A 13,555-nucleotide genomic window follows, 5' to 3' on the forward strand; every position below is an offset into this window, starting at 1 on the left:
CCCATCGGAAGGCCCCATCACCCCCTACACCTTTGGCTCCTATGTGGAAGAATCTGACCCGGTGGAGGACAGCTGGTTTGAAACCGCCGCCTTCATTGGCGACTCCCGCACCGAGGGTCTGAAGGCCTACAGCGGCCTACAATACGGCGACTTTTTCTTCTCCCGGGGCATGAATGTGTTCCGGGTGGACGATGAAGACTACAAAGTGGTGTCCATCGACGGCAAGGACTACACCATTTTGGAAGCTCTGGCCCTGAAAAAGTATCAGAGTGTGTATATCATGATGGGCATCAACGAGCTGGGCTATCCCCTGGAGAGCTACCGCTCGGGGCTGTCCAAGCTGTTGGAGCGGGTCCTTGAGATCCAGCCCAATGCGGTCATCTACCTGCAAACCCTGCCCCCGGTCAACGAGGAGACCGCCAAAAAGAACAGCCTGAACGACTCCATCAACAATACCAACGTGGCCGCCTTCAACAAGGTGATCGTGGAACTGGCCACCAAGTACAAGGTGGCACTGGTGGACACCGGGGCCGCCTACCGGGACGAAAATGGCTCCCTGCCCGCGGATCTGGCCTCGGACGGCGTCCACTTTACCCCCGGTGCTTACCGCCGCTGGGTGGACTACATGGCCAGCCATACCATGAGTTTCCAGCGTTTTGACCAGAGCCGCAAAGAGGGCTCCACCCCACAACGTTCTGAGGAAGTGCATGAGACATGAGAAAGAAATTGGCATTGCTCTTTGCCGCCCTGATGGCGGTATCTTTGGTGGGGTGCTCCTCCAGCTCCCCGAAAACCCCCTCCGCCTATACCGTGGACGACGCCCAGGTGCTGATGGATGCCGGGGTGTTTGACGGAGACATGGCGGAAATCGACCTGGACACCGTGGCCATGCTCTACGATATTGACCGCGACACCATCCAGGACGGGGTCAGCTACCTGGCCGCCAACACCTCGGTGAGCGCCGATGAGCTGACCATTCTGGTTCTCACCGACGAGGCCGCCGCCCAGACCGCCGAGACTGCCTGTGAAAAGCGGCTGGACAACCAGCTGAAAACCGCCAAGGACTACACCCCCGCCGCCGTGCCCCGCCTGGAAGGGGCTGTGATCCGTCGGCTGGGCAACACGGTGCTCCTGGCCGTGGGCGACCCCTCCAAGCTGCCCAGCGTAGTGGACCAGCTGGGCAACTAACCTGAGAAAAAAGACGGAAACCAATGGTTTCCGTCTTTTTTGTTATCGAATCTGTCCGTTGCCTCGGACGATGTACTTGTACGTACACAGCTCGCCCAGGCCCATGGGGCCGCGGGCGTGCAGCCGCTGGGTGGAGATGCCCATCTCACAACCCAGGCCGAACTGGCCCCCGTCGGTAAACCGGGTGGAGGCGTTCCAATATACCGAGGAGCTGTCCACCTGGGTGGTAAAGGTCTGGGCCGCCTGGGCATTGGCGGTGATAATGGCCTCGCTGTGGCCGGTGGAGTGGGCGTTGATGTGGTCGATGGCCTCGCTGAGGCTGTCCACCACCCCCACAGCCAGGATATAATCCAAAAACTCCGTGTCAAAGTCCTGCTCTCCCGCAGCCTGACCGGGAATGATGGCGGAGGCCCGGGTGTCCAGCCGCAGCTGCACCGGGTTCTCCTTCCGCTCCTCCACCAGGCGGCAGCAGAGCTGTGGCAAAAACTCCTGGGCCACGCTCTGGTGCACCAGACACACCTCACAGGCGTTGCACACCGAAGGCCGGGAGCACTTGGCGTTTTCCAGAATGTTCAGGGCCATATCCAGGTCTGCGTCTTGGTCCACGTACACATGGCAGATGCCAGTGCCCGTCTCAATGACGGGTACGGTGGCCTGCTCCACACAGGCTCGGATGAGCCCCGCCCCACCCCGGGGAATGAGCAGATCCACCAGGCCGTTGGCCTGCATCAGCTCAGTGGCGGAGGCCCGGGTGGTGTCCTCCACCAGCACCACAGCGTCCTGGGGCAGACCCGCCTGGGCCAGACCCTCCCGCAGGGCCGACACAATGGCGGCGGCGGACTGGTGGGCCTCCTTGCCGCAGCGCAGCACACAGGCCGAGCCCGCCTTCAAAGCCAGGGCCGCCGCATCCGAGGTGACGTTGGGGCGGCTCTCGTAGATGATGGCGATGACCCCCATGGGGCTGGCGGTTTTCTCAATGACCAGCCCGTTGGGCCGCTCCTCCCGCCGCAAGACCTGCCCCACCGGGTCGGGCAGGTCGGCCACCTCCCGGATGCCAGTGGCCATGTCCCGGATGCGCTGGGGGGTGAGCAGAAGCCGGTCCACCATCACCGGGGCAATGACCCCCTGAGCCCGCTCCACATCCTGGGCATTGGCGGCCAGAATGTCCGCCTCATGGGCTTCCAACTGGTCTGCCATGGCCAGCAAGGCTCGGTTTTTCTCCTCCGTGGTGGCAGCCGCCACCTGTTTTTTGGCCGCCTTGGCGCAGCGCAGCAGTTCCTGGGTGGTCATATTCACTCCTCCTTTTGGGCGCAAAACCGGGTGCCTACCGGCTTGCCTTCCACCATATCATACAGCAGTTCCGGGTGCTCGCCGTGGGCGATGATCATGTCGCACCCTTTCTCCATAACCATCTGGGCCGCCCGCAGCTTGGTAGCCATGCCGCCGGTGCCCAGGGCGCTGCCGGCACTGCCGGCCAGAGCCAATATTTCCGGGGAAATATGGTCCACTCTGTCAATCAGTTGGGCATTGGGGTCTTTATGGGGGTCTGCGGTGTACAGGCCCTGGATGTCACTGAGCAGCACCAGCACGTCCGCTCCCACACAGCAGGCCACGATGGCCCCCAGGGTGTCGTTGTCGCCCACCTTGATCTCGGCGGTGGCCACGGTGTCGTTTTCGTTGATGACGGGGATCACACCCATCTCCAGCAGCCGCTCCAGGGTGTTCTGGAAGTTTTCCCGCCGGTCGGCGTGGTCAATGTCCTCGCCGGTGAGGAGGATTTGGGCCACGGTGTGGTTGTACATGGCAAAGAGCCGGTCGTAGGTGTACATCAGCTCACACTGACCCACGGCGGCGGCGGCCTGCTTGGTGGGCATGTCCTGGGGCTTACCGGGCAGGTTGAGTTTGCCCACCCCCATGCCAATGGCGCCGGAGGAGACCAAAATGGTCTCATGTCCCGCATTTTCCAAATCGGACAGCACCTTCACCAGCTCTTCCACATGGCGGATGTTCAGCCGCCCGGTGGGGTGGGCCAAGGTGGAGGTGCCAATTTTCACTACAATTCTCATGGTTATCCCTCTTACTTTAATGTGCCAGATTACAGGTATCATATCACGCAGGGGCAAAAAAAGAAAGCCCCTTTTCAGGGGCTTCTCTTTGCAAAAACCGTACGTCCCACCTGAGCATCGCAGAGTTCCACCGCCTGCAGGCGGTGGAAAAATTGAAATCACGTATTTTCCCAGGACATGCGCATGGGAAAATACACTTCTCAGCCCGCAAGCGTGCGAGCATGGCGAGTGCGACGCAGTGGGCTGCACCCCTCCACAAAGGGGTCTTGCCCCTTTGTGGAAATCAGTAGCGGCGAACGACAGCCACCACCCGGCCTAGGATGGAGCCCCCTTCCCCGTCAATGGGCTGGTACTCCCCGCTGGAGTTCTCCGGATACAGCCACACATGGCCATTTTCCCGCCGGAAGGTCTTCACCGTGGCCTCGTCCTCAAACAGAGCCACCACAATGTCCCCGTTTTTCACGTCCCGCTGCTGGTGCACCACCACCAGGTCGCCGGGGAGAATCCCCGCCTCCAGCATGGACTCGCCTCGCACCCGCAGGGCAAAGTGCTCCCCCACCCGTCCGCCGGTGTCAAAGGTGAGGTAATCCTCAATGCACTCCTCGGCCAAAATGGGGCTGCCGGCAGCCACCGAGCCCACCAGGGGCACCTGGTCCCGGCGGTTGTGGCTGCCATCGGTGATGGTGATGGCCCGGGTTTTGCCTTCAGCCTGGGTGATGAGCCCCGCCTCCCGCAGGCCCTTCAGGTGAAAGTGGACGGTGGAGGGGGATTTGAGTCCCACATGCTGGGCAATCTCCCGCACCGAAGGGGGATAGCCGTTTTCCTGGGCAAAGGACAAGATGTAGTCGTAGATCTCCTGCTGCTTTTGGCTCAATTTACTCATACGGCACAGCCCCTTTCCCGGACATTCCAACTGTTTTCTCCATTTTACCACGGCCCCTGGGCAATGTCAAACATTTGTTCCATTCTTTCAAATGATTCCCCCGCTTCTTGAGGGGGAGATGTTGAAATAATATCCCAACTTTGATATAATTAAAGATAATTTTTCTTAAGGAATGAACCCTATGAAATATGATCGGTGGAATCTCCGCCCTCCCGGCACTGGGGCCGCCCGGGCGGAGTTGGAGGGGGCCGGATTGCCCCCCTTGTGCGCCGCCGTCCTCTGTGCCCGTGGGGTGGACACCGCCCCACAGGCTTCGGCCTTTCTGGCCCATGGCTCCGACCTGCTCTATGACCCCTTTTTGATGCGGGACATGGACCGGGCCGTGGCGCGCATTGACCAGGCCCTACGCAACCAAGAGACCATCGCTGTCTACGGCGACTACGACGTGGACGGCATCACCTCCACCTGTCTGCTCACCCAATTTCTCCGCTCCCTGGGCGGGCAGGTGGTCAGCTACATTCCGGATCGCATCCAAGAGGGGTACGGCCTGAACAACCAGGCGGTGGAGCGGCTGCACCAGCAGGGTGTCACCCTGATTGTCACGGTGGACTGTGGCATCACCGCCACCAAAGAGGTGGAGTACGCCCAAAGCCTGGGGGTGGACGTGGTCATCACCGACCACCACCAGTGCAAGGAGACCTTACCTCAGGCGGTGGCCGTGGTGGACCCCCGCCGCCCCGACTGTCCCTATCCCTTCCCCGACCTGGCAGGGGTGGGGGTGGCGTTGAAGGTGGCCATGGCCCTCACCCCCGCCCATCTGCGGGTCCAGGTACTGGCCCAGTATGGAGAGCTGGCCGCCATTGGTACGGTGGCGGATGTGATGCTGTTGCAAGGGGAAAACCGGGCCCTGGTACACCAGGGGCTGGAGCAACTGGCTCACACCGCCCGCCCTGGTCTGCAATCCCTGCTGCGGGAGACAGGCTGTCCCCGAGGGCAAACCCCATCCACCGTCACAGTGGGTTACGGGCTTGCCCCCCGCATCAACGCCGCCGGGCGCATGGAACAGGCGGGGGTGGCCCTGGAGCTGCTGCTCACCGACGACCCCCAGCGGGGGGAGGAGCTGGCCCAGCAGCTGTGCCAGCTCAACCGCCTGCGCCAAGCCATTGAATTGGAGATTTTCCAACACTGCGACCAACTGCTCACCCACACTCCCGCCCTGGCAGGCCCCGCCATTGTGTTGGCCGGGGACGGCTGGCACCAGGGGGTCATCGGCATTGTGGCCTCCCGTCTGGCGGAGAAATACGCCTGCCCGGTGTTTATGATCAGCCTGGACGGGGACAAGGGCAAGGGCTCCTGCCGCTCCTTCGGCGGGTTCAACCTCTTTGCCGCCCTGGAGCAGTGCGCCCCCCTGCTGGACGGATACGGTGGCCACGAACTGGCCGCCGGATTCTCCATCCGCCGGGACAACATTCCCGCCTTCCGCTCTGCCCTGGCCCGCCTGGTGCAGGACTACGCCGGACACCAGCCCATGGAGTCCACCTTGGATGTGGACTGTGAGATTCCCCACTGTTCCCTGCTGTCCACCCAGGAGGTGGAGGCCCTGTCCCTGCTGGAGCCCTTCGGGTCCGGCAACCCCAAGCCGGTATTTTTGCTGCGCTCGGTGTGCGTGCTCTCCCACACGGATGTGGGAGGCGGGCGGCACTTGAAGTTGAAGCTGCGCCGGGACGGGGTGGTCATGGACGCCATTTTCTTTTCCGCCAATTCCGCCAGTTGCCAGCTGGAAAACGGCCAGCGGCTGGATATTGTCTTTTCTCTGCAAATCAACCACTTCCGGGGCAACCGCACCGTGCAGCTCCAGCTGTGCGACCTGCGCCCCGCCCCCACCCGCTCCCAACTGGAGCGTACCTTATTCCACCGTCTGCGGGCGGGGGAGTCCCTCTCCCCCTGGGAGGCCTCGCTGATGCTGCCCCAGCGCCGGGACTTTGCTCAGCTGTGGCGGTACCTGGAGCAGCTGTGCGCCGCCGGGCCTGCCCAGGCCCCCATGGACCAGCTGGTGCGTCAGGCCACCCGCTGCCTGTCTGGCCACCGCTCCTGGGGCAAAGCCCTGGTGTGTCTCCACGTCATGGACGACCGAGGGCTCATTCAGGTGGTGGTGGAGGAGCAGCTGGCCACCGTGCGGCTGTGCCGCCCCCGGGAAAAGGTGGATTTGGAGCAGGCGGAGATGATGCGCCGCCTGCGGCATGATTCCCGCCGTATTTGAGAAGAATATTGAGAGAGCGCGGGGGCTTTTGTCCCCCAGCCCCCATCTGTGGGGGAAAGGAGGTATTGCCATGGAATCCATGGAAAAACGCTACGAGGCCCTGGAACAACAGGTGCTCCAGCGCAACCCCAACGCCGACGTAAAGCGGCTGCGGGCCGCCTTTGACTATGCTGAAGCCCACCACGGCACCCAACTGCGCAAAAGTGGAGAGCCTTACATCATCCACCCCCTGGCCGTGGCGGAGATTGTCAACGAGCTGGATTTGGACCTGGATTCCATTCTGGCCGCCCTGCTCCACGACTGCATCGAGGACACCGACGCCTCCCATGACGAGATCGCCAAACTCTTTGGCTCCACGGTGGCGGACCTGGTGGAAGGGGTCACCAAGCTGACCCGGATGCAGTACACCTCCAAGGAAGAGGAGCAGATGGAAAACCTGCGCAAAATGTTCATGGCCATGGCCCAGGACGTGCGGGTGATTCTCATCAAGCTGTGCGACCGGCTGCACAACATGCGCACCCTCCAGTACCAATCCGAGAAAAAGCAACGGGAAAAGGCTCTGGAGACCATGGAGATCTACGCCCCCATCGCCCACCGCTTAGGTATGCAGCGCATCAAGTGGGAGCTGGAAGACCTGTCCCTGCGCTACCTGGACCCCATTGGGTACGAGGAGGTGGAGCAGGAGCTGGAGAACACCACCACCCGCAACGCCCAATTCTTCACCAACATCCAGCAGCAGCTGGAGCAGCGTCTGGCTGCCGACGGCATTGAGTGCAAAGTGTACGGCCGGGTCAAGCATATCTACTCCCTGTACCGGAAGATGTACACACAGAACAAAAATTTCAAGGAAATTTTTGATTTATATGCCTTCCGCGTCATTGTGCCCGACATCCCCAGCTGTTACAATGTGTTAGGCTCCATCCACGATATGTATAACCCGGTGTTGGGCCGCTTCAAGGACTACATCGGCACCCCCAAGCCCAACGGTTACCAATCCCTGCACACCACCGTCATCGGCCGGGACGGCATCCCCTTCGAGGTGCAAATCCGCACCTGGGAGATGCACCAGACCGCCGAGTACGGCGTGGCCGCCCACTGGAAGTACAAGCAGGGGCTGGCCAACGACCAGTTGGGCAGCGAAAAGGAATTTGAGTGGGTGCGCAAGCTGCTGGAGAGCCAGCAGGACACCGACGCCGAGGAATTTGTCAGCACCCTGAAGGTAGATATGTTCGCCGACGAGGTGTTCGTCTTCACCCCCAATGGCGACGTGAAGAGCCTGCCCGCCGGTGCCACCCCCATTGACTTTGCCTATGCCATCCACTCCGCCGTGGGTAACTCCATGACGGGAGCCCGGGTCAACGGGCGCATTGTCACCTACGATACCCCCTTGAAAAACGGGGATATTGTGGAGATCATCACCTCCAAGGCCGCCCGTGGCCCCAGCCGAGACTGGATGAAAATCTGTAAGTCCAACGAGGCGAGAAACAAGATCCGCCAGTGGTTCAAAAAGGAGCGCCGGGAGGAGAACATTGCCACCGGTCGGGCCACCTTTGAGACCGAACTGAAGCACGCAGGGCTCACCATGGCCCAGATCACCTCTCCCGCCGAGGTCACTGACGCGCTGCTGCGCCGTCTGCGCTTCGGCTCTCTGGACGAGCTGTACGCCGCCATTGGCTACGGCGGCATGTCCGCCCAGAAGGCGGTGGCCCGCATCAAGGAGGAGCTGCTGCGCATCCACCGGGAGGACCAGCACAAGGCCGAGCAGAAGGTGCTCCAGGATTCCCTCAGCAAGGGAGAGACCATCTTCCCCGCTGCGGCCAAGGTGTCCACCCCCACGGGCCAAAAGCCCCGCCACTCCTCCAACGGTATTTTGGTGGAGGGCCTGGACAACTGCACGGTGAAGTTCTCCAAGTGCTGCACCCCCGTCCCCGGCGACCCCATTGTGGGCTTCATCACCCGGGGCTATGGCGTGTCCATCCACCGCAAGGACTGCCCCAACGCCGACCCTCTGCGCCGCAAGCCGGAGGAGGCGGGCCGCTGGGTGGCGGTGTCCTGGGTGGACAGTGATCAGACCAGCTACCGTACCTCTCTGGAGATCTCCGCCAAGGACCGGGACGGCCTGGCCCTGGACGTGGCTATGGCCCTGTCTACCCAGAAGGTGAAGGTGAACAACCTCTCCGCCCGTGCCCAGCCCGATGGCTACGCCACCATTTTCCTGGAGCTGTCGGTGAAGGACCGCGCCGAGCTCAACACCGTCATCAACAAGCTGTCCCAGATTCAGGGTGTGTTCTTAGTACAGAGAGCAAACGGATAAAAACTCTGAAGCGAAGTTTCCCCGCCCAAAGGCGGGGAAACTTATGAAAATACACGGTTCAGCCCGCAACCGGGCTAAACCTCCTCGAAAAAATGCTTGCATTTTTGAGAATTTAGTTAAAGGAGTCCTCTTTGAAATGGAAACCCATTCCTTCCAGCCCCTGCTCTTTGGCGGGGATATCAACGTGTACAGCGTGGCACGGGCCTTTCACGAGGCCTACGGCGTGAAAAGCATCGCCTTCGGCAAGTTCGCCGCCACCTTCCCCTGCGCCTTTAGCTCCATCATTGACTACCGGCCCTGCCTGGAAAACGAAAACGCAGACGCCTTTTTGAAAAACGTCACCGACGTGGCCCGGGAAGTGTATCCCAAGACGGTGCTGGTCATCGGCTGCGGAGACAGCTATGTGAAGCTGGCCGCCCACCTGAAAGACCAGTTCCCGGAAAACGTGAAGTGCAACTACATCTCCGGGGAAATGTTGGACCGGCTCACCGACAAAGAGCAGTTCTACGCCCTGTGCGACCAGTACGGCATTGACCACCCCACCACCTTCGTCTACAACCAAGAGATGGGCCACGACTTTAAGCCTCCCTTTGGCGCCCCTTACATCGCCAAGCCAGCCGACGGCGTGGCCTATTGGGCTACCGGCCACAGCGAGCTGAAAAAGGTATACCTGTGCGACACCTGGGAGGAGCTGCTGGGCGCTCTGGACGAGGTGTACGCCGCCGGGTATCCGGGCAAAATGATTCTCCAGGAGTTCATTCCCGGGGATGACACCTACATGCGGGTGCTGACCAACTACTCCGACCAGAACGGCAAGGTCAAGCTCATGTGCCTGGGCCACGTGCTGCTGGAGGAGCACTCCCCCCACGGCATCGGCAACCACGCCGTCATCATCACCGAGCACCAGCAGGAGCTGTGCGACAAGATCCGGGGCATGCTGGAGGACCTGGGGTACGTGGGCTTCTCCAACTTCGACATCAAGTACGATCAGCGAGACGGTAAGTACAAGGCCTTTGAGATCAACTGCCGCCAGGGCCGCTCCAACTACTATGTCACCGGCTCGGGCCACAACATCGCCACCTACCTGGTGGGCGACCTGGTGGAAGGGAAGGATCTGCCCCTCACCGTGGTGAAAAACCAGAGCCTGTGGCGGATGATCCCCCGGTGTCTGGCCTATGAGTTCATCCCCAAGAACTACCACCCCCAGATGAAGGCCCTCATCCGGGCCGGGGCCGACCACCACTCCATGGAGTACCGCCCCGACTACACCCTGGGCCGCATCTGGCGGATTTGGAAAAACCACATCGGCAACATCCACCGCTTCCGCAAATACTGCAAAAAGCCCCAGAACTAAGGGAGATTCCAGACTATGAGTGAACAAAAACTGGGCATTTTGGGGGGTATGGGCCCCCAGGCCACCCAGGTCTTTTACCAATACGTGCTGGACCGCACCGAGGCCAACTGTGACCAGGAACACCTGCCCACCCTCATTTTGTCCGACACCAAAATGCCCGACCGCACCGCCGCCATCCTCTCGGGGGACACCCAGGCGCTGTATGGGCGGCTTTTGAAGGACGCCAAGCTGCTGGAGGACTGCGGCTGCACCGCCATCGCCATCCCCTGCAACACCTCCCACTACTTTGTGGACAAGCTGCAAGGGGACATTCACACCCCCATTCTCCACATGATTCGGGAGACCGCCGCCGCCATCTATGCCCAGGGCCGCCGCCGTCCTGCCATTCTAGCCACCGACGGCACCATCCAGTCGGGGCTGTATCAGGCCGCCTGCGCCCAGTACGGCCTGGAGGCTGTGGCCCCCGACCCGGACACCCAGAAGCTGGTGATGTCCATCATCTACGATGAGATCAAGCAGGGGGAACGAGGCAGCCGGGAGAAGTTCGCCGCCATCGACAAGGCGGTGCGCCGTGCCGGGTGCGACTGCGCCATTTTGGCCTGCACGGAACTGTCCGTGTTCCGCACCTACCACAACCTGCCCCCGTTCTATGTGGATGCCATGGAGGTGCTGGCGGAGACCGCCGTCACCCGCTGCGGCTACCAGCTGCGTATGATTTAACCACTTGTTGACAAATGAGGTATCTGTCATGAATCTAACCATGTACCCCTTGGAGACCTACTGCCATCTCCTCACCACCAAAAACCTCCTGGCCGCTCCTCTGCCCGCGGGGCTGGATCTGTCCCGCACCGTGGAATTGGTGTCCTACGACTCCAAAAACGTGGTGCCTGGCACCCTGTTTTTGTGTAAGGGCGCCCACTTCCGGCCCGAGTACCTGCAGCAGGCCGCCGACCGGGGGGCCTTCGCCTACGTCAGCGAGACCCCCTACCCGGAGGTGGACCTGCCCTGCTTCCATGTCACCGACATGCGCCAGGTCATCGCCCCCTTTGCCGTGCTGTACTACAATGACCCCTCTCGCCTCTTAAACGTCATCGGCATCACCGGCACCAAGGGCAAGTCCTCCACCACCTATTACCTGAAATATATCCTGGACGAGTATCTGTCCAGCCGGAAGGTGCGCTGCGGCGTCATCTCCTCCATCGACACCTACGACGGCGTGGAGGAGTTCGAGTCCCACCTCACCACCCCCGAGCCCTTGGAGCTGCAAAAGCACTTTGCCAACGCTCTGGCCTCCGGGCTGGGATATCTCACCATGGAGGTGTCCTCCCAGGCCCTCAAATACCACCGCACCCTGGGCACCCGATTTGCCGCCGTCTGTTTCTTGAACATCGGCACCGACCACATCTCCCCCATCGAGCACCCCGACTTTGAGGACTACTTTCAGTCCAAGCTGAAAATCTTCGCCCAGGCGGAGGTGTCCTGCGTCAACCTGGACTGCGACCACGCCGACCGTGTAGAGGAAGCCGCCCGCCGGGACTGCCGCCGTGTGGTCACCTTCTCCCGCACCAACCCCAAGGCCGACGTGTACGGCTCCCACATCCGCAAGCGGGGCAACGACATCATCTTCCGGGTCACCATTGCCGGGGGCCAGTCCCGGGAGTTCCAGCTGACCATGCCCGGCCTCTTCAACACCGAGAACGCCCTGGCCGCCATCGCCGTGTGCCACGCCCTGGGCATCCCCCAGCAGTGCATCTATGTGGGCCTGATGAAGGCCCGAGTGCCGGGACGCATGGAGGTATACACCAACGCCAACGACCACATCACCGCCATTGTGGACTACGCCCACAACCGCATGAGCTTTGAGACCCTCTTTAAGTCCGTGCTGGAGGAGTACCCCGGGCGGCGCATTGTCACCGTGTTCGGCTGCCCCGGCAAAAAGGCCCTGGACCGCCGCCGTGACCTGGGCGAGGTGTCCGGCAAGTACTCCGACCTGGTGGTGCTCACCGAGGAGGACTCCGGCGAGGAAGACACCGTGTCCATCTGCAAGGAGATCGCCACCCACGTGGCCGAGCAGGGCTGCGCCTATGAGATTCAGCCCAACCGCGGCGAGGCCATTCGCCAGGCCATTCTGGGCTGCAAAGAGCCCACCGTCATCCTCATCACCGGCAAGGGGGCAGAGACCCGGCAGAAGCGGGGTCTGGAATACATCGACACCCCCTCGGATGTGGACTACTCCAAGACCTTCCTGCAAGAGTACGACGTCACCCACGGCCTGGACGGGCTGGAGAAGGTGCGCTCCATCTCCTCCGTCCTCCCCGCCCTGAAAGAAATGGCAGGCCAGACTGTGGTGGTGAAATACGGCGGCTCCGCCCTGGGCCCCGACGGGGCGGTGGACTCCATTCTCCAGGATGTGGCCACCCTGCAAATGGCGGGCCTGCGGGTGGTGCTGGTCCACGGCGGCGGCAAGAACATTACCGCCCTGCTGGAGCGGCTCCAGGTGCCCACCCACTTTGAAAACGGCTACCGGGTCACCGACGAGGCCGCCCTGGGGGTGGCGGAGATGGCCCTGTCCGCCCAGGTGAACAAAGCCATTGTCTCTGCCCTGGGCGACCTGGATGTGTCCGCTGTGGGCGTGTCCGGCAAAGACGGCCATCTCATTACCGCCCAGTGCAAGAACCCCGCCCTGGGCCGGGTGGGTCAGATCACCCAGGTGGACACCCGCCTGCTGGAGACCCTGCTGGGGGCGGGCTTCCTCCCTGTGGTGTCCCCCATTGCCGGGGGCGATGGGGCCGGGTACAACTGCAACGCCGATGACGCCGCCCAGGCCATCGCCGAGGCCCTTCACGCCCACCGTCTGGTGTTCCTCACCGATGTGGGGGGCATCCTCATCGACAGTCACAACACCAAGACCGCCGTGGCCCACATGGATGCCCAGCGGGCGAAAGAGCTCATGGACGCCGGCCTCATCGCCGGAGGCATGGTGCCCAAGGTCCAAGGCTGTCTCCACGCCCTGGAATCTGGCGTAGGCGAGGTATCCATCCTGGACGGACACTGTGAGCACGTGCTGCTGCTGGATGTACTGCACCAGCGGGTGTCTGGCACCATTCTCACCCCTTAATATCACAACTGGAGAGGCAGAAAAACTCTGCCTCTCCGGTTTTTTATCTTTGACTTACCATTTCCCTGGTAGGACGCTCCGCTGGGCCCGATTTCTCAGCGATAAGAAATCGGGGAAAGAATCGCCTGGGGCGTTCCCCCCTAGGTACCCCCCTGAGAGGTCTCCGTGCACGGCGCTGGAGCATCCCACACCGACGCTGAGGTGAGGAGGATTGTCTGCTCTCCTTGCGCCGCTGCCGCTAATGCTCCCCGTATAGAACCGTGGTGCTTCTTTGGCAAAAGCGTCGGGATCAGGTGCAGACTGGCAGCCACCACCTTTGACAGGCCCTGTTCTTCTGGGGCAAGTGCTATCCACATTGGGACGTTGAGCGGC

At 61.8% G+C, this 13,555-nt stretch carries 10 protein-coding genes; 7 read left to right on the top strand and 3 right to left on the bottom strand.

The genetic code is table 11. The features are described from left to right. Together B5G37_RS13415 and B5G37_RS13420 are read left to right on the top strand one after the other, a co-directional pair. A partial coding sequence (locus B5G37_RS13415; protein ID WP_242962897.1) for a GDSL-type esterase/lipase family protein occupies positions 1-718 on the top strand: 718 nt, incomplete at its 5' end. Continuing rightward, complete coding sequence (locus B5G37_RS13420) at positions 715-1,188, top strand: DUF4358 domain-containing protein (protein WP_087258637.1); 474 nt, start codon at positions 715-717, stop codon at positions 1,186-1,188. The genes B5G37_RS13415 and B5G37_RS13420, both read left to right, overlap by 4 nt. Before the next feature lie 42 nt (positions 1,189-1,230). Here B5G37_RS13420 and B5G37_RS13425 read toward each other — a convergent pair whose 3' ends face one another. From B5G37_RS13425 to lexA, 3 genes are all read right to left on the bottom strand, one after another. Beyond that, complete coding sequence (locus B5G37_RS13425) at positions 1,231-2,478, bottom strand: glutamate-5-semialdehyde dehydrogenase (RefSeq protein ID WP_087258640.1); 1,248 nt, start codon at positions 2,476-2,478, stop codon at positions 1,231-1,233. A 2-nt stretch (positions 2,479-2,480) separates the two neighbouring features. Then, complete coding sequence (gene proB / locus B5G37_RS13430; protein ID WP_087258642.1) at positions 2,481-3,254, bottom strand: glutamate 5-kinase; 774 nt, start codon at positions 3,252-3,254, stop codon at positions 2,481-2,483. A 283-nt stretch (positions 3,255-3,537) separates the two neighbouring features. Continuing rightward, a complete protein-coding gene (gene lexA / locus B5G37_RS13435; protein WP_087258645.1) occupies positions 3,538-4,137 on the bottom strand; it encodes a transcriptional repressor LexA in 600 nt (199 codons plus the stop codon). A gap of 181 nt (positions 4,138-4,318) precedes the next feature. On the opposite strand from lexA, the gene recJ reads away from it, so the two are divergent. The 5 genes from recJ (at position 4,319) to argB (ending at position 13,183) form a co-directional block, all read left to right on the top strand. Continuing rightward, entirely contained in the window at positions 4,319-6,397 is a 2,079-nt protein-coding gene (gene recJ, locus B5G37_RS13440; RefSeq protein WP_087258647.1) for a single-stranded-DNA-specific exonuclease RecJ, read from the top strand. Between the two features lie 70 nt (positions 6,398-6,467). Beyond that, on the top strand, positions 6,468-8,711 hold the full coding sequence (locus B5G37_RS13445; RefSeq protein ID WP_087258649.1) for a bifunctional (p)ppGpp synthetase/guanosine-3',5'-bis(diphosphate) 3'-pyrophosphohydrolase: 2,244 nt from the start codon (positions 6,468-6,470) through the stop codon (positions 8,709-8,711). Positions 8,712-8,847: 136 nt separating this feature from the next. Beyond that, the gene (locus tag B5G37_RS13450; protein ID WP_087258651.1) at positions 8,848-10,065 is read left to right on the top strand and encodes an ATP-grasp domain-containing protein; all 1,218 of its coding nucleotides are present in this window, start codon (positions 8,848-8,850) and stop codon (positions 10,063-10,065) included. A 15-nt stretch (positions 10,066-10,080) separates the two neighbouring features. Then, positions 10,081-10,785 carry an amino acid racemase gene (locus tag B5G37_RS13455; protein WP_087258653.1) on the top strand — a complete coding sequence of 235 codons (705 nt, stop codon included), beginning with the start codon at positions 10,081-10,083 and terminating at the stop codon, positions 10,783-10,785. A 28-nt stretch (positions 10,786-10,813) separates the two neighbouring features. After that, on the top strand, positions 10,814-13,183 hold the full coding sequence (gene argB, locus B5G37_RS13460; RefSeq protein ID WP_087258655.1) for an acetylglutamate kinase: 2,370 nt from the start codon (positions 10,814-10,816) through the stop codon (positions 13,181-13,183). Positions 13,184-13,555: the final 372 nt, after the last annotated feature.

This window comes from Pseudoflavonifractor sp. An85 (assembly GCF_002161235.1).
Lineage (GTDB): Bacteria > Bacillota > Clostridia > Oscillospirales > Oscillospiraceae > Enterenecus.

Excerpts from the sequence above, each read along its gene's own strand:
- B5G37_RS13420 (WP_087258637.1), top strand. The coding sequence starts at position 715 with ATGAGAAAGAAATTGGCATTGCTCTTTGCCGCCCTGATGGCGGTATCT.
- B5G37_RS13425 (WP_087258640.1), bottom strand. The coding sequence starts at position 2,478 with ATGACCACCCAGGAACTGCTGCGCTGCGCCAAGGCGGCCAAAAAACAG.
- proB (WP_087258642.1), bottom strand. The coding sequence starts at position 3,254 with ATGAGAATTGTAGTGAAAATTGGCACCTCCACCTTGGCCCACCCCACC.
- lexA (WP_087258645.1), bottom strand. The coding sequence starts at position 4,137 with ATGAGTAAATTGAGCCAAAAGCAGCAGGAGATCTACGACTACATCTTG.
- recJ (WP_087258647.1), top strand. The coding sequence starts at position 4,319 with ATGAAATATGATCGGTGGAATCTCCGCCCTCCCGGCACTGGGGCCGCC.
- B5G37_RS13445 (WP_087258649.1), top strand. The coding sequence starts at position 6,468 with ATGGAATCCATGGAAAAACGCTACGAGGCCCTGGAACAACAGGTGCTC.
- B5G37_RS13450 (WP_087258651.1), top strand. The coding sequence starts at position 8,848 with ATGGAAACCCATTCCTTCCAGCCCCTGCTCTTTGGCGGGGATATCAAC.
- B5G37_RS13455 (WP_087258653.1), top strand. The coding sequence starts at position 10,081 with ATGAGTGAACAAAAACTGGGCATTTTGGGGGGTATGGGCCCCCAGGCC.
- argB (WP_087258655.1), top strand. The coding sequence starts at position 10,814 with ATGAATCTAACCATGTACCCCTTGGAGACCTACTGCCATCTCCTCACC.